The 16267-nt window shown below is 47.0% G+C and carries 13 protein-coding genes; 11 read left to right on the forward strand and 2 right to left on the reverse strand.

Annotation, left to right across the window (positions count from 1 at the left end; genetic code table 11):
• The first annotated feature begins 145 nt into the window (after positions 1–145).
• From A391_RS0107565 to A391_RS0107580, 4 genes are all read left to right on the forward strand, one after another.
• A complete protein-coding gene (locus tag A391_RS0107565) occupies positions 146–850 on the forward strand; it encodes a hypothetical protein (protein ID WP_019898471.1) in 705 nt (234 codons plus the stop codon).
• Complete coding sequence (locus A391_RS0107570) at positions 831–2759, forward strand: hypothetical protein (RefSeq protein WP_019898472.1); 1929 nt, start codon at positions 831–833, stop codon at positions 2757–2759. Before A391_RS0107565 ends, A391_RS0107570 begins: the two co-directional genes overlap by 20 nt.
• Complete coding sequence (locus tag A391_RS14160) at positions 2759–3754, forward strand: ATP-binding protein (RefSeq protein ID WP_019898474.1); 996 nt, start codon at positions 2759–2761, stop codon at positions 3752–3754. Before A391_RS0107570 ends, A391_RS14160 begins: the two co-directional genes overlap by 1 nt.
• Before the next feature lie 88 nt (positions 3755–3842).
• Positions 3843–5510, forward strand: coding sequence for a hypothetical protein (locus A391_RS0107580; RefSeq protein ID WP_019898475.1), 1668 nt, complete (start codon positions 3843–3845; stop codon positions 5508–5510).
• A 171-nt stretch (positions 5511–5681) separates the two neighbouring features.
• On the opposite strand, the gene A391_RS0107585 is transcribed toward A391_RS0107580, so the two are convergent.
• Both A391_RS0107585 and A391_RS0107590 read right to left on the reverse strand, forming a co-directional pair.
• Positions 5682–7076, reverse strand: coding sequence for a heavy metal sensor histidine kinase (locus tag A391_RS0107585; protein ID WP_019898477.1), 1395 nt, complete (start codon positions 7074–7076; stop codon positions 5682–5684).
• Positions 7076–7753, reverse strand: a complete 678-nt coding sequence (locus tag A391_RS0107590) for a heavy metal response regulator transcription factor (RefSeq protein ID WP_019898478.1) — start codon at positions 7751–7753, stop codon at positions 7076–7078. The genes A391_RS0107585 and A391_RS0107590 overlap by 1 nt, the downstream gene beginning before the upstream one ends.
• A gap of 434 nt (positions 7754–8187) precedes the next feature.
• Between A391_RS0107590 and A391_RS14440 the strand changes: the two genes are divergently transcribed.
• The 7 genes from A391_RS14440 (at position 8188) to A391_RS0107630 (ending at position 16069) form a co-directional block, all read left to right on the forward strand.
• Positions 8188–8652, forward strand: coding sequence for a flagellar basal body rod protein FlgB (locus tag A391_RS14440; protein WP_232416155.1), 465 nt, complete (start codon positions 8188–8190; stop codon positions 8650–8652).
• 221 nt (positions 8653–8873) lie between these two features.
• The gene (locus A391_RS0107605) at positions 8874–9269 is read left to right on the forward strand and encodes a hypothetical protein (RefSeq protein ID WP_019898481.1); all 396 of its coding nucleotides are present in this window, start codon (positions 8874–8876) and stop codon (positions 9267–9269) included.
• A 32-nt stretch (positions 9270–9301) separates the two neighbouring features.
• Positions 9302–9694, forward strand: a complete 393-nt coding sequence (locus tag A391_RS0107610) for a hypothetical protein (protein WP_019898482.1) — start codon at positions 9302–9304, stop codon at positions 9692–9694.
• Positions 9695–9757: 63 nt separating this feature from the next.
• Complete coding sequence (locus A391_RS0107615) at positions 9758–10090, forward strand: copper-binding protein (RefSeq protein ID WP_029144062.1); 333 nt, start codon at positions 9758–9760, stop codon at positions 10088–10090.
• Positions 10091–10096: 6 nt separating this feature from the next.
• Complete coding sequence (locus A391_RS0107620; RefSeq protein WP_232416156.1) at positions 10097–11449, forward strand: TolC family protein; 1353 nt, start codon at positions 10097–10099, stop codon at positions 11447–11449.
• On the forward strand, positions 11446–12942 hold the full coding sequence (locus A391_RS0107625; protein WP_019898485.1) for an efflux RND transporter periplasmic adaptor subunit: 1497 nt from the start codon (positions 11446–11448) through the stop codon (positions 12940–12942). Before A391_RS0107620 ends, A391_RS0107625 begins: the two co-directional genes overlap by 4 nt.
• Position 12943: 1 nt before the next feature.
• A complete protein-coding gene (locus tag A391_RS0107630; RefSeq protein ID WP_019898487.1) occupies positions 12944–16069 on the forward strand; it encodes an efflux RND transporter permease subunit in 3126 nt (1041 codons plus the stop codon).
• Positions 16070–16267 lie beyond the last annotated feature (198 nt).

The following is a 16267-nucleotide window of genomic DNA, read 5'->3' on the forward strand; positions in this document are numbered from 1 at the left end:
AGGAAATACTGACTACATGTATGGGGTAATAAGTTGCTGATAGTTAATGATAATGAATAATTTGTCAGTATTTATCATGAGGGATTTTAATATGATAATCCCTTTTATGATTGCAAATACAATAGATTAGGTTCACCATGGGCATATGGGTAATCTTGGCAATAATATTAGCCTTGAAGAACTACTAACACCTCAGCCATTTGAGCGGGAGAACTATTGTTCTCATCTTTATGCTCCGTACTCCGCAAAACTTCATCGTCGGGTGAATTTATATACACATGATAGTTATGATCTGTGGGTAAGGCTTGAGAGTGACCAAGACACCATCCAATTTAATGAAAGCGTTCCTGCCTTTCCAATAAGCCTTCAAGATGGTCGAGCAATTGCCACATCGCCCAAAGCAATTTCCGTAAAAGCAGATGGTGCTGTTCTCATTCATACCTTTAGCACTGCATATATTGACGACCAATCCAAAAAATCTGAGTCCAAAAATATTGCTTGGCAACAATGGTGTGATATTTATGGCTTTCAGCATAAAGAATGGACTACTGATTTACTAAAAGCCAATCCGATCGAACTGGCTAATTTGAAGCGGTTGCTGAGATTCGTGAGCGTTGCAGGATATATTCCTGATTACGCTATGGAGCGCTCGATCCTTGCTGAATTAGAAAATGTTCGCAAGATTACGTTTGTTAAGCTGGTTCAACAATTTCCTTTGTCAGATCCAGAAGAAGTACAGACGTCACTTGCGAGACTGATAATTAGCCGTAAAGTCTATTCTGACATTCACATCTCTCCGTTAAGCATGATTACCGAGATTTCTGCATATCATGAGTTATCTAAAAACTAATCGCAGAAATTATCCTGGACTCGAGAATATCGACGTCTGGAAAGTTCCAGAAATTCTAGGCCTGAACGATGAGACAAGACAGGACTACGAAAACAAGAAATCTGCGATTGATCAATTTAGCAATGGAACCCCTCTAAATGAAATTGAAAAAACAACGGGAATCTCAAGGCAATATTTACATTATTTGTTGAAACGTTGTACTTCACCAGATAAAAACGGTAACCCAATTGGATATTCCACTTTAATAAAAGGAAAACATACAGGCCTTCATCGGCGTAATTCGCTAGAAAAGTTAGATTCAGGACAAGCATTACCTGGATCTCTGCAAGCACTTTTTGTCAAATACCCAACATTATATAAGACGATGGACAAACTGATTGTGCATGGGATTTCTCCTGAGTCTAACCGAACCAATTCACGGCTGACTTGGCATCACATTCACGAAATTTTCTTAAGTCAATGTAATTCATTGGGAATATCCCCACCTTCATATCCTTTTTGTAGCAATTCAAACGGTAAATTTGCCCTAACTAGTTGGGGTAAGAAAATACTTGCAGAAAGTAAGATTCTAAATGTGGCATCGAGGGAGACTCTGGATCATTTACATGAAAACCTTAGGGCTCCACCTAGTCGATGCTATGAGCGAGTTGAGGCGGATGGACATTACGTAGATGTCAATTGGACGTTAGAGGTTTCAGGTCTGAATGGCGAGGGCGTTGTATATTGCAAGGTTGCTCGTCTGTGGTTGATCGCTTTGCTGGAAGTCAAAAGCACAGCTGTTATTGGATATAGCATTTCATTAGGTCGCAATTACAATGCTTCAGATGTAACCAGAGCCATTCGAAGTAGCCTAGTGCCATGGCAACCTCGAGAGTTAACTGTATCAACAATTTCATACAAACCTGGGGAATGTCTACCGAATGCGCTTATGTCAGAACTCAGTTATGTATGTTATGACGAATTATGGATCGACAATGCAAAAAGCCATTTAAGCAGCATATTTTTTACGATGCTAGAGCGCAGCGTAAATGCGGTTCCTGTTTTTGGTCCAAAAGAATCACCCAATGTTCGTCCGAGAATAGAGCTGTTATTTGATTTGCTTGAAGAAGCTGGAATTCATTGTTTAGAAGGAACAACCGGCTCCAACCCTAGAGATGTCAGAAAATCCATTAAAAAAAATGATCGTTTTATTCTCAAACTTGACACTCTGCTAGATCTCATAGACTTGCTAATTGTCCGGTACAACACAGGGATAGCACCAGGAACAACCATCAGCCGTAATGAAGTACTGAAACGAGCGGTGATGCGAGAAACTGGCATATTCAGACGGATCCCAAAGTGTAAACGTGATAACTGTATTAAGTATTCAATTTTTGATGAAGCTGTTATCGGGCAAGAACGTGGTCGGCCAATACTTCGTTGGAAAAATGCCAGATATGAAGGTACTGGGTTGTACACAGTTCCGAATGTGATTGGGCAAAAAGTATTGGTAATGGCAAATGAAGATGTCCGAGAGGTTGAGGTCGTGCTTTTGAAAGATGGAACTTCTTTAGGGCTATTCCAGGTAGAAAAACGGTGGCGAAATACCCCTCATTCTCTGTTCACAAGAACAGCAGTGAGGAGATTTATGACTAATAACAGCTTTATCAGCCATGCGGCTGATATCCCTCTAGCATTCAGAGCGCATGTTGAAAAAGAAGTCAGAGAAAAAGGACGGTCTCAAAGAACACTTGCACGATTATCTGAAGAACAAAAGTTCGATAACAAAAATGTCAATTTGAGGGAATCGGATATTGAGTCGAGTGACTCGATTCATCCTGATATATTAGTTGAAGTCCCAAAACATGAAGAGATCGCTGATGATGAGTTGGACGCACTTATAAGTAATCTGGGAACCACTTACAGATAATGGAAATCAGGACATCAATTCCGAATGAACCCTCGCTCATCGAACGCACCAAAATTTCCACGCGTGTAATGGCAGGACGTGCCTTCCTGATCAAAACCCCACCATGTACCACATATTTAAAAAATATGACCTCTTGGCTAATGACCGGTTCTCATGGAGCATTAATTTATGGCCGTCCGCGTCTTGGCAAAACATCAGCAACACGATGGGTATTGAAAATGTTGCCGAATGTTCTTGGGAATGTTCCTTCACTTGAGGTGCCAGTTAGAGGGCAAAAGATAGCCTCTGAAAGAGCTTTTTTTCAACACATGTTGCGATGTGCAAGACATCGACATGCTATGGGTGGTTCTGCCGGAGATAAACGAGATCGATTGACTGAATGGTTGGTGTCACGAGCCATGCGTTCTCCAGTAAACGCCGTGGTGATTTTTTTTGATGAAGCGCAACTTTTGACGGATGGTCATTACGACTGGTTGCTTAATATCAGTAATGAGCTTGATGCAAGGGGTTGCAGATTATTTTGCTTATTGGTAGGTCAGTCTGAATTGGCGGGAGTGAAAACGAAGCTTATTGATGGTGGGAAAGAACAAATTGTGGGCCGGTTCATGGTTCGTGAGATGGAGTTTTCAGGGATTAACTCGGAAAAGGATCTTGCTAATTGCTTTAAGGAATTCGACCAAACTTTTTACCCTTTGGAGAGTAAAATCTTATTTTCTGAAAATTTTGTACCTAAAGCTGTAAAAAATGGGTTCACATTGCAAAAAATTTGTCCAGGCGTTTGGGCAGAATTTAGAAATAAATGGATTGATGCAGGGTTGGAGCAAGAACCTGTTATTCCAATGCATTATCTTACGGCGACGATAATAGGGATCCTTAATTCTCTCGTTTCAAAAGATAACTATGATCTTGATGTTCCGCAGGATCTGATTCAGAAATCAATCGCCGCATCTGGTTACATAGAATCCTTGCGTGCATTGAAAGCAAGTATAAGATAGATCAACAGTTTTATAAAGCGCCATGAACATTAACCGAAATCAATCCACTACGTCATGGCGCAAAAATACCTTAAGGCCATTCGAATCAATGGCTTCATTAGGGGCAAAATACTGCCATTTAAATAGAGTATCCATCAAGGTGTTTGGAGAGGTGCTTGCCGAGTTTCTGCCTCCGGATGTATCTACCCCAGAAAGCACGTGTACCGTAGATACAGTCGGATTCAATATCAGCGGTTTCTCCAAAATGTTAGATGAGCCATTAGCACTGATTAGGTCTCAGTCAGCTCGACAAATTAGCTTGGGTGCCACTTTCCAAGAAGTTTGTTTAGTAGGCAATGTGAGTTTCAATGAATTGAGATCTTGTCCGGAATGCTTGGCAGATGGATACCACTCGACACTGCATCAATTAAGTTGGCTTAAAAAATGTTTTTTGCATTCTCTCCCATTGGTTGAACATAGAATTCGTCCAAAATCAATCCATCGCCATCTCAGCGGGGACACAAAACTTATCGGGGCGCTCTATCAGAGTTGGTTTGGAACTGAACGGGTTTGGCATGAAGCCTATAGCTCGACTTGGACGGTTTCCAACAATACATCTATATATCAATCAGCAAAAAATCTTGTTAAGCAGATCAGCGCTACGGAATCAGCGCTGATTGAGATACAACGGCATCACGATCAGCTACCGAGAGTCATCGGCAATTCTGCAAGTGCGCGCGTAATGATGACCATGAAGTCGGTAAATACGCCGAATAAAAAAGTCATTGAATTATTGATGCCTGTGAATTGCTCCATTAAAAGAACGCATTACTTTCAGTGCACCACGGAACAAGCCAACACAATTTTGCAACTGGATAAATATTACCTATCGGTTTTGATGCATGCGCGTCAGCTTATGTGTAATTCTTTGCAATTAACCCCCTTGTGGAAACAAACACTGAAGGGATTGGAAAAAAAGCTTATAAATGGACATGAAAAGTGCTTGCGTCATTTTCAGAAATTGCATTTGGTAGGAATGCTTATACGAGTTCCTGGCGCGCCTTACGACCTCCGTGCGCCTTTTGATCTCTCGTTATTTTCCAAAGTACCCTGTAAGCGCTTGGCCACAATTCGCTGCTTGGAAGAAATGATTGATATTGAGCAATTAAATCAAGCAAGCGGGCTTTCACTGTCAGATATTTCTTTTAGACAAAATACATGGGATCAAGCAGAGTTTTCAGACTTAATTTCTCAATACTCGGGCTTTATCAGCAGAAACGAGAACCGAATTATCCATATGCATTCGGAAAATAATGAAGTAGAACCTGTGCTTCAAGGACAGCCTGATCCTGATCGCAGGTTGGTCAATATATATGTCCCATCAGGACCCTTAGCCCAAATTATTGATGAGATGCTTCTATCTTATATATGGTCTTGGACATGGGCATTATTTTCTGTGGAAATGCAATCTAATCTTTTGGTGGATAGTGGGGCTGATCCAAAAAAGTTTTTGGCTAAAGAGCTGGAGAAATTGTCACCGATATTTGCGATACAAAAGAATTCAACGGGCCTAATGCTGAGGATTGGCTCTTTAGTTCCATATAGACACCCCTCATGGAAGGCAGGTTCAAAAATGGATTCGACCCATATTTTGGAGGTAGAACATAAAACAAAGATGATGGGAGCCTTTTTCCAAGCGAGACTTGCCAAGGTAAAGGAGGAATATGAACGTTATTTACCTAGGTTACCGTGGATCGATCAACGCCCATCGAAATGATACTGTTGCTGTCGTTAAAGCCTATAGTATCCTAGTCAATCACATGCTAGATGATAGCCTTATACTTGGGTTGCCTAGTAGATTGTCGTAGATATTTCGTCTCTATCCCTTCTTTCGCTGGGTGCCTCTATAACAATCACTAATACTGAGGTGTACTGCATTAGGGTCTGATTAGACGTTAGGAAAGGTAATTTTAAAACGGGTCGATCCATTTGATGATAAGACCTGAATCTTTCCTTGGTGTGCTTCAATAATCGATTTCGTAATGGCAAGCCCGAGTCCAGCGCCATCACTGGCTTTCTGGCGGGAAGGATCAACTCTATAAAAACGATCGAACAGTCTTGATAGATGCTCCGGCGCGATAGTCTCACCAACGTTCTCAATAGTAAGGTTCGTTTCTTCAGGCTTAGCATGATTGATGAATACCTTAATCGATCTACCGTGTGAAGTGTGCCTAATGGCATTTGAGAGTAAGTTGCTTAAAGCCCTGCGGAGCATTAGCCGGTCTCCTCTAACGGTGCCTTCTCCCGTGAGAAGCATGCTTACGCCTTGTTCATCAGCGATCGCTTCATAGAAACCAAACAGTTCTTGTACTTCCTTAGCCAAGTCCACTATTTCGCTACTTGGTATAATCAACCCATTGTCAGCTTTTGCCAGAAAAAGCATATCGGCAATCATGCGTGCTAACCACTCGTATTCCTCTAGGTTTGAATATAGCACTTCACTATACTCGTCTGCAGATCGTCCCTTGGATAAAGCTACCTGCGTCTGCGTCATCAAATTGCTGATAGGTGTCCTTAATTCATGAGCCAGGTCAGATGAGAAATCTGATAAGCGATGAAATGAGCCTTCCAGACGAGCCAGCATTTCATTGAAGGCAATCGCAAGATTGGCTAATTCGGGAGGGACAGAGTTTGATGATAGGCGATCACTCAAATGACTTGCTGAAATACCCTTTGCCACGTCTGCCATTTGACGTACCGGAGCCAACCCTCGGCGAGCGGCAACCCAGCCTAGCACTATGGTGAGTAGAATACCTGCGGTGATTGCCATCCACAAATTATTATGGAATGCTTTCATGAATGCCTGGTGATGCTCAATGTTAATTGCAAGCGCAACTGTGGCCGATGGCTGTCCAGCAATACCGGTGTCAGCATCAGCAGAGATGCCGCGATATATTTGTCCTTCTTGTTCCCACATCACAAGCCTTGCTTCACCAGATAAATCTTTACGACTTGGTTGTTCTAGAAGGTAGGTAGCAAATGCCGCACTTGGCGTAGTGAACAATATGCGATGATCTGGTCCAAGGATTGCAACTGAAAGATCTGGATGCCCAATCAGCGCGTCAGAAAGGCTCTGCGGAACGGTCGTGAGATCGGATAGAATGCGAACCTTAGCCAGCGCATGACGGACAAGTTCCAGTTTGCCGCGAAGCTCCATCAGGTCCTGTTCTTCGAAGTGCGATTCCACCAGAGAACCAACTAGTAACCCTACTACAAGCAGTACAAAAGTCGACACTGTTGAAAAAAACAGCGTTAGACGAAAAGTAATTGATTTTGGGTTCATTAAGACTCCGAGATTTCCAGTACGTATCCCATGCCCCTGATGGTCTGGATGAGCTTAGGCTCGAAATCGTCATCAATTTTCGCGCGTAAACGACGCATCGCAACTTCAATCACGTTGGTGTCACTATCGAAGTTCATGTCCCAGACCTGGGATGCAATCAGAGAGCGGGGCAGCACCTCTCCTTGGCGCCGCAGTAGTAATTCGAGCAGAGCAAATTCCTTGGCGGTGAGGTCGATGCGTTTTCTCGCTCGTGTTACTCTGCGTCGCAGAAGATCCAATTCCAGGTCGGCGACCTGCAGTAGTTCTGGTTCATTGCTCTTGCCTCGGCGCAACAAAGTACGTACCCGTGCCAACAGTTCTGAAAATGCAAACGGTTTGACGAGGTAATCGTCCGCTCCTAGTTCCAGTCCTTTTACCCTATCCTCAATCTGGTCGCGAGCGGTGAGGAACAGCACGGGCATATGTTTACCCGCTTGTCTGATCCGCTGAAGTACTTGCCAGCCATCAAGTTTAGGTAGCATGACATCAAGCACGATGAGATCGTAGTTGTCAGTTAATGCTTGATGCACGCCATCGAGACCGTCGCGTACTAGGTCAACTACAAAGCCAGTCTCGCACAAGCCTTGCTTCAAATAATCGCCAGTTTTCGGCTCATCTTCGACTATCAAGATTTTCATCTTATTCTCTTCAGGTATTAATCAACACCCTAATTGTTGCACGCATTTAGAACCAACTATCCAACATTACAAAATTGTAATGTTGCGGTCAGCTATTAGTAATATGCCTGCCATGATAATGGTATTCGTCAAAAGGGTGCAAGCAACCAGCAAGCATTGGCTTTGCAATTGCAGAAACAAACGGTGTGGTGTCGGAATATGCTGCTCACCTTTCCATGTAAGGTGGAACATTGATGCTAACCATGGGATCAAGTATTTCTGTACCGGATAGCGATCGGTCAATCAACTTGATCATCCTATTCATTCTTCATTAAATGGAGGTATACATGGCAAACATTTTAGGACTTTCTAATTTGCCTTTGAGCAATGTGGATTCGTCGGTGAAAAGGGAGGCAAAATCGTTAGTCCCCCTTGCCGGAACGTTTTCAGAGGCCTTGGCGCGCGTCAGGGATAGGGAGCCAGCCACCAACCCTGTCGACGGATATAAAAACTTTGCGCTAGTCGTTCCAGAGCCACCCCCATCGACTAACGTGACAACTGGTCATTTTCAATTACCCAGTGCGCGAGCGGCTGAGGAAGGTAGTCTTAACGAGCGTGCATTGGGACTTCGCGCATATCGCCAGGAATTGCTTGCGTCAAATATAGCGAATGCCGACACACCAGATTACAAGGCGGTTGACTTCGATATTCAGGAAGCGCTTCGCACAGGAAAGACGGCAAAAACAGTGGAAGTGAAATACGTCATCCCTAGTCAGGGTAGTGTTGACGGCAACACAGTTGAGATGGATGTCGAGCGGGTCAAGTTCGCAGAAAATGCACTGATGTATGAGTACCACGTAGACCGCGTACGTGGACACTACAAAGACATGGAAGATCTGCTCAAAAATACGCCGTATTGACTAAAGCACGATATTACCTTGACTGATTATACATGGTTTAACTCTCAGCCTCGTGTACCAAACATTACAAAATTGTAATGTTGCGGTCAGCTATTAGTAATATGCCTACCATGATAATGGTAATGGTAATGGTCAAAAGGGTGCAAGCAACAAGCAAGTATTACCTTCTGGCTGACATTTGTCTGTTTTCTTTTTTTTAATTTCGTTAGGAGTTTTTTATTATGAATAAGCACACCATCCACAAAATGATCGCTATCGTCGCCGTTAGCTGTATTGGCTTTATTTCCGCATCGGCCTTCGCTGGACAGGATAGTTTTCAACGGGAAATGACTCAGCGTGTTATACAAGCCAAGCAGAAACTGCAACAAGCCGAGGCCGCGAAGGGCGCTGAGCGTCAGAAGCTCATGGGGGAGCACATGAAAATGATGCAAAGCAATATGAAGAAAATGCAGGCCATGAAACCTAAAGCTGGCATGACCATGCAGGAGCATGAGGACTATATTAACGAACATCAGAAACTGATGGAACAGATGATGGAGCAGATGATGGGTGAACATAAACTGATGATGGACATGGGTGACATGCCTATGGACATGGGCGATATGCACAAGCAATAAATTAAACTTTATCTCAATACGGAGTATCAATCATGGAAAAAAGAATCCTCAATAAATTAATCGCTACTGCATTTATTGCCAGTCTCGGCTTAACGGTTACATCGGCTATGGCTGGCCCTGATCTCATTCAGCAGCAACTTAACCGACAGTTTTCAGAGTCACAGCAGAAGCTGAAGGAAGCTGAAGCCGCAAAAGGGGCTGAGCGTCAGAAGCTCATGAGTGAGCACATGAAAATGATGCATGAAGCAATGACTAAAATGCAAGAAATGACTAAAATGCAAGAAATGAAACCTAAAGCTGGCATGACCATGCAGGAGCATGAGGACTGGATCAAGGAGCACCAGAAGCTCATGGATCAGGTGATGGGGCAAATGATAGAAGAGCATCACATGCTCATGGGTTCAGGTGATAAACACAAGCACTAATGAGTACGCTGGGCGGACTAGGTTCGCCCAGATTAATCTTGTCTAAGAAAGGACGATACAGAAATGAAACGATTTTTGATAATGACACTTGCATGCATTACATTTGGCGGTTCAGCTATACCAGTTTATGCAAATGACGCGCACCATCCCAAGGCTAATGTGCAAAAAAGCTACGTTGTGAAAGGGGAAGTTGTGACCATTGATAAGCCCGCAGACAAGGTAAAGCTGAAACATGAACCTATCCCAGAACTTGATTGGCCCGCCATGACTATGTTTTTTGCGATTGCTGACAAATCGCAATTAGATGTCTTGAAAGTTGGCGATAAGGTCGAATTTGAGTTCGTTAGGAAAGAAGGCGGCGCGCCGTTGATAACGCAAATCAAGACGGTGAAATAAGCAAGTATGGTCGGCCAGGTCGATTCCGGATCGATCTGGCAAAAAATAAAGGTGGAAGAAAAAATGAACAAACCACTGCGCTGGGTGCTGGCCTCGATGGTCACAATAGCACTGTTGCCTGAGTTGGGGTGGGCCGATGATCTGCCCGGTACGTCGCAGACTTCCGTTGCTACGGATACTGGTTTGCAGGAATTGTTGCAATGGGCCGATGCCCACAATCCAGATATTGCTGTTATGAATTATGAGATTGAGGCAGCTGAGGGCCGCATTGTTCCGGCAGGCGCACTGCCAGATCCGGTGCTGCGCGTTGAGTTGATGGATTTTGCCGGTCCAGCCTCGCCGAATGGTTTCAATGTGTTGCCGAATCGGGTTGGTGGAACCAAGTACACCGTGATGCAGAACTTTCCGCTATGGGGTAAGCGTGACATGCGCACTGAAATTGCAACGGCAGGCGTGAGTGAGGCAAAGTCCCGCAGAATTGCTTTGCTTGCCGAGATTCACTCCAAGATAAAAATTGCCTACGCACAGTTATATCAGCCGTTCAATCTAAAAAAACTGAATGAAGAAATTCTGGCATTGTTGCAGGACATCGAGGCTATCACTCGGGTTCGTTATTCTAATGGATTGGTGCCGCAGCAGGACGTGATTCGTGCGCAAGTCGAGAAAACCACATTGCGCTCCGAAATCATTACGCTGGAAGCTGAGCAGAAACAGGCTAGAGCCAGACTGAATGCGATGGCTGGGCGGCCGCAGCATGATATGGTGGCCGAACCTCGGATGCTACGCCGCCTACCACCAGAAAAGTTTGATGCTGCTATGTTGCCAGAGAAAGCGCAGCGCAACAATCCGTTGCTGCGCACTCTGGATGCGCAAATCACAGCGGCCGAAGCCAACCAGCGTTTAGTAAATAAAAACCGCTACCCCGATGTGACGCTGGGAATCGCACCTACCCAGCGTGGCGGCGGTATCGATGGTTGGGAGGCGATGGTTGAAGTCAACATCCCGATCCGCCTCGACACACGCCGCGCCCAAGAATTGGAGGCCAGCGCCATGCTCGGCGCAGCCAAGGAACGACAGCAGTCTTTAGCCAATAATGTAATGGGTGAGCTGCAAGAAACTATTGCGGCATATGAGGCGGCCAGAGAACAAGAGTTATTGGTTACGAATACATTGTTGCCACAGGCGGAGTTGACCTTCCGCTCTGCGCTGGCGGGATACGAAAATAGTAAGGTGGATTTCGCTACACTGCTCGATGCGCAACGTGCGATTAGGCTTGCAAGGCAGGACAAGATCAGGGCGCAAGTGGAGCAAGAAATTCGCCTAGCAGAAATCGAAAGAATGATTGGGGAAGAGTTATGAAGCGTTCGGGAATCTGGGTTGTGCTGGCGCTGGTCGGTATCGCCGTTGCTTCAGGGAGTGGCTACTGGTGGGGTTTGAAGCAGGCAGGCTCGCTGTCGGCAAAAATGTCAGACGCCAGTTCTGTGCCAGCTGAGAGGAAAGTGCTTTACTACCGTAATCCCATGGGCTTACCAGATACTTCGTCAGAACCGAAAAAAGACAGCATGGGCATGGATTACACCCCGGTCTATGCGGATGAAGTGCCAGCCAATTCCACCATAGATAATGGCAAAGCGGATCGAAAAGTATTGTACTACCGCAACCCGATGGGTTTACCCGACACATCTCCCATCCCCAAGCAAGATTCAATGGGCATGGATTACACCCCAGTTTATGCCGATGAGCAATCTTCTTCTGGTCAGGTCAAGATCAGTCCGGACAAGGTGCAGAAACTTGGGGTCAAGACTGAGCAAACTGCATTGCGAGATTTGACCAGAACGGTGCGTGCCGTCGGTCAGTTTCAGTTGGACGAGCGCCGTCTGTCCAGCGTTACAACCAAGTTCGAAGGCTATATTGAGAGGCTTTACGTCAACGCCACTGGTCAACCCGTAAAACGCGGGCAGCCGCTAATGGATGTCTACAGTCCTGAACTGGTTTCCGCTCAAGAGGAGTACTTGGTTGCTTGGAGTGGCCGCAAGTTTCTCAAGAATGGCACAGAGGAGTCGCTGGTTGGCGTTGGCCAGTTGGCAGAAGGTGCCCTCAAGCGCCTGCGCAACTGGGATATTTCCGATGCCCAATTACGGCAACTGCAACAGAACGGCAAAGCCAATCGTACGCTGACTTTGTATGCACCAGCCAATGGTGTAGTGTTAGAGAAAATAGCCGTGGCGGGTATGCGCTTTATGCCGGGCGAGCCGCTGTTCAAGATTGCTGACTTGTCGGCTATCTGGCTACTAGCCGATGTGTTCGAGCAGGATCTTGCACTGGTGCATATTGGGCAGTTGGTGAAAATCAGCGTTGATGCCTACCCTGATAAAGAACTGGTTGGAAAAATTGCCTATATTTACCCAACCGTGACCCCCGAAACCCGCACTGCCAAAGTTCGGATAGAACTGACCAATCCAGGCGGGATGTTAAGACCTGATATGTATGCCAGTGTGCAACTGATTTCTGGCCACAGCAAGGCGCGTGCATTGACGGTGCCGGATTCAGCAGTGATTGATAGTGGTACTAGGCAGATTGTATTAGTGCAACTCGCCGATGGCCTATTCGAGCCGCGAGAAGTCAAGCTCGGTATGCGTAGTGATGGTTACGCCGAAGTACTGCAAGGTCTGAGTGAAGGCGAAAACGTGGTGGTGCGCGCCAACTTCCTGATTGATGCAGAAAGCAACCTGAAAGCGGCGCTGGGTAGCTTCGGCGGGCACAGCGCACACGGCAGCACAAAGCCTGCTGTTGCCGAACCCACTCCGGCACTAGCCATTCCAATACCAGCCACCGGCCACGAGGGACACTGACATGCTTGAACGCATTATCAATTGGTCAGTACGCAACGTATTTCTGGTGCTGCTGGCAACGTTATTCGTGGTCGGTGCTGGCATTTATTCCTTGCTGAAAACACCGCTGGACGCCATTCCGGATTTATCCGACGTGCAGGTGATTGTGTATACCGAATATCCGGGGCAAGCGCCACAAGTGGTGGAAGATCAGGTCACCTACCCGCTGACTACGTCCATGTTATCCGTGCCAAAATCCAAGGTGGTACGTGGCTTCTCGTTCTTCGGCGCCAGTTTTGTTTACGTGATCTTCGAAGATGGCACCGATATTTACTGGGCGCGTTCGCGCGTGCTGGAATACTTGAATAGCGTAACGGGACGTCTGCCGCGCGGTGTATCGCCGACATTGGGTCCAGACGCTACCGGGGTGGGCTGGGTTTACCAGTATGCAGTGTTGGCGAAAAATCGTTCGCTGGAGGAGCTGAGAACCATTCAAGACTGGTACTTGCGTTATCAGCTGACCAAAGCACATGGCGTGGCAGAAGTGGCCAGCGTAGGTGGTTTTGTTAAACAGTACCAGGTCGTACTCGATCCACGCAAATTACAGGCTTATGGTATCTCACCAGCGCGTATTACGCAGGTAATCCGCGACAGCAATCGCGATGTCGGCGGGCGTGTGGTGGAATTGACCGAAACCGAGTACATGGTACGCGGCAAGGGCTATCTGCGTGGCATCGGCGATCTGGAAACATTGGTGGTCAAGGCAGATAAAGGCACACCAGTATTGCTACGCGATGTAGCTAGAGTAGAGCTGACAGCAGACGAGCGACGCGGCTTTACCGAGTTAAACGGTGAAGGTGAAGTAGTTGCTGGTATTGCTATGGCACGCTATGGTCAAAATGCGCTAGAAGTCATCCATAACATTAAAGAAAAGCTCACCGAAATTGCACCTGGCTTGCCGCAAGGCGTCACGGTAGAGACGGTGTATGACCGTTCCGACCTGATTCACCGAGCTATCGACAATCTGAAAACCACGCTGTTTGAGGAAAGCATTGTTGTTGCATTGGTTTGCGTACTGTTCCTGATGCATGTGCGCAGTGCTTTAGTGGCAATCCTGATGCTGCCGGTTGGGGTGTTAATCGCCTTTACGCTAATGCACTGGCTAGGGCTCAATTCCAATATCATGAGCCTGGGCGGCATTGCGATTGCCATCGGCGCCATGATAGATGCCGCCATCGTCATGATCGAAAACGCCCACAAACATATTGAGCGAGCGCCGCCGGACACGCCTCGATTACAACTCATTATCGACGCCTGTAAGGAAGTCGGCCCTGCATTATTTTTCAGCCTGCTGATTATCACCGTTTCTTTCCTGCCGGTATTTACCTTAGAAGCGCAGGAAGGCCGCCTATTTCAGCCTCTGGCCTACACCAAGACCTTTTCCATGGCAGGTGCAGCGTTGCTGTCAATCACATTGGTGCCAGTATTGATGCTGCTGTTTGTGCGCGGCAAGATCATGCCAGAACGCAAAAACCCGGTGAACCGCTTCCTGATCTGGATTTATCGGCCAGTCATTGCCGGGGTCATGCAATGGAAGAAGATCACCATCCTGGCCGCACTATTGGTGCTGGGAGTAACTGTTTTCCCACTAAGCAAACTCGGCAGCGAATTCATGCCGACCCTGAACGAAGGCACGCTACTCTATATGCCGGCCACATTGCCGGGGCTATCCGTCACCAAGGCGGCGGAGATCATGCAGACGCAGGACAAGATCATCAAAAGCTTTCCTGAAGTAGCCTCCGTATTCGGCAAGGCAGGCCGTGCCAATACCGCCACTGACCCGGCGCCAATTGAAATGTTCGAGACGGTGATCAACCTCAAGCCGGAAAGCGAATGGCGCACTGGCATGACCATCGACAAGCTGGTCGCCGAACTGGACAAGGCGGTGCAATTGCCCGGCGTGAGCAACGCATGGACGATGCCGATCAAGGCGCGCACTGATATGCTTTCCACAGGCATCCGTACACCAATCGGTATCAAGGTATTCGGTAAGGACTTAGGCGAAATGGAAAAACTCGCCAAAGATATTGAAGCGGTGGTCAAGACCGTGCCAGGCACTACCAGTGCTTATGCCGAGCGCATCACTGGCGGCTATTACCTCAATATCGAACCTGACCGGCAAGCATTAGCCAGATATGGACTGGCGATTGGCGATTTGCAGGAGGTCATCGGCAGTGCCCTCGGCGGCGAAATGATTACCACTACAGTAGAGGGGCGAGAACGCTTTGGTGTCATCACGCGCTATCCACGCGAACTGCGCTCCGACCCGGATAGTATTGCCCGTCAGGTGCTGGTGCCGACTATGGGTGGGGCACTCATCCCGCTTGGTCAACTGGCGCACATATCCCTTGATAAAGGTCCGCCTAGCATCCGTACTGAGAATGCGCTGCTGTCGGCCTATATCTTCGTCGATATCCGCGGACGCGACATCGGCGGTTATGTGGCAGATGCGCAAAAGGCGGTGCGCGAACAGGTGAAATTTCAGCCAGGTTACTACGCCACTTGGAGCGGTCAGTTCGAGTACATGCAGCGTGCCCAGGCGAAGATGAAAATAGTGATTCCGCTGACGCTGCTGATCATCTTCGTGCTGCTCTATCTCAATTTCCGCCGGTTGACCGAAACACTGATCGTCATGCTATCGGTACCATTCTCGCTGGTAGGCGGCGTCTGGCTGATGTACTGGCTGGGCTACAACATGAGCGTAGCGGTAGCGGTCGGCTTCATTGCCTTGGCCGGGGTGGCGGCAGAAACCGGCGTGATCATGCTGATCTATCTTGATCACGCCTATCAGTCACTCAAGGCGCAACGAGATGCTGAGGGTAAGCCGTTCGCCGTAGCCGATCTTTATGCAGCGGTGATGGAAGGTGCAGTAGAGCGCGTCCGCCCAAAAATGATGACCGTGGTGGCTATCATGGCGGGCCTGTTGCCCATCATGTGGGGTAGCGGCACAGGTTCAGAAGTGATGCGGCGCATCGCCGCGCCCATGGTGGGTGGCATGGTGTCCTCCACCCTGCTGACCTTGATCGTGATCCCGGCTATTTATGCGCTGGTGAAGGAATGGAGCCTTCGAAGGCAGAAGGAAAAATGAGGTGCCGGACGTGCATGCGTTTTACAATCTTATTGAAGCGATAGAAGGCATGTAATGCTTGACCTGTGTGTTGCATGCAGGCTTTAGGATAAAAATTATAGGCTATTGGGTGATTTGGAGATAAAAAATGTACGTGAAAGTTCTGATAGCTGTATTGCTGGTTATTTCTGCATTAGCAGGTTGTGCTTCGACTGATGA

The organism is Methylotenera mobilis 13, assembly GCF_000384255.1.
Lineage (GTDB): Bacteria > Pseudomonadota > Gammaproteobacteria > Burkholderiales > Methylophilaceae > Methylotenera > Methylotenera mobilis_B.

Coding starts and splice junctions, on each gene's coding strand:
- A391_RS0107570 (WP_019898472.1), top strand. CDS start 831: ATGAGTTATCTAAAAACTAATCGCAGAAATTATCCTGGACTCGAGAAT.
- A391_RS0107605 (WP_019898481.1), top strand. CDS start 8,874: ATGAATAAGCACACCATCCACAAAATGATCGCTATCGTCGCCGTTAGC.
- A391_RS0107620 (WP_232416156.1), top strand. CDS start 10,097: ATGGTCGGCCAGGTCGATTCCGGATCGATCTGGCAAAAAATAAAGGTG.
- A391_RS0107625 (WP_019898485.1), top strand. CDS start 11,446: ATGAAGCGTTCGGGAATCTGGGTTGTGCTGGCGCTGGTCGGTATCGCC.
- A391_RS0107630 (WP_019898487.1), top strand. CDS start 12,944: ATGCTTGAACGCATTATCAATTGGTCAGTACGCAACGTATTTCTGGTG.
- A391_RS0107580 (WP_019898475.1), top strand. CDS start 3,843: ATGGCTTCATTAGGGGCAAAATACTGCCATTTAAATAGAGTATCCATC.
- A391_RS14160 (WP_019898474.1), top strand. CDS start 2,759: ATGGAAATCAGGACATCAATTCCGAATGAACCCTCGCTCATCGAACGC.
- A391_RS0107615 (WP_029144062.1), top strand. CDS start 9,758: ATGAAACGATTTTTGATAATGACACTTGCATGCATTACATTTGGCGGT.
- A391_RS0107590 (WP_019898478.1), bottom strand. CDS start 7,753: ATGAAAATCTTGATAGTCGAAGATGAGCCGAAAACTGGCGATTATTTG.
- A391_RS0107565 (WP_019898471.1), top strand. CDS start 146: ATGGGTAATCTTGGCAATAATATTAGCCTTGAAGAACTACTAACACCT.
- A391_RS0107610 (WP_019898482.1), top strand. CDS start 9,302: ATGGAAAAAAGAATCCTCAATAAATTAATCGCTACTGCATTTATTGCC.
- A391_RS0107585 (WP_019898477.1), bottom strand. CDS start 7,076: ATGAACCCAAAATCAATTACTTTTCGTCTAACGCTGTTTTTTTCAACA.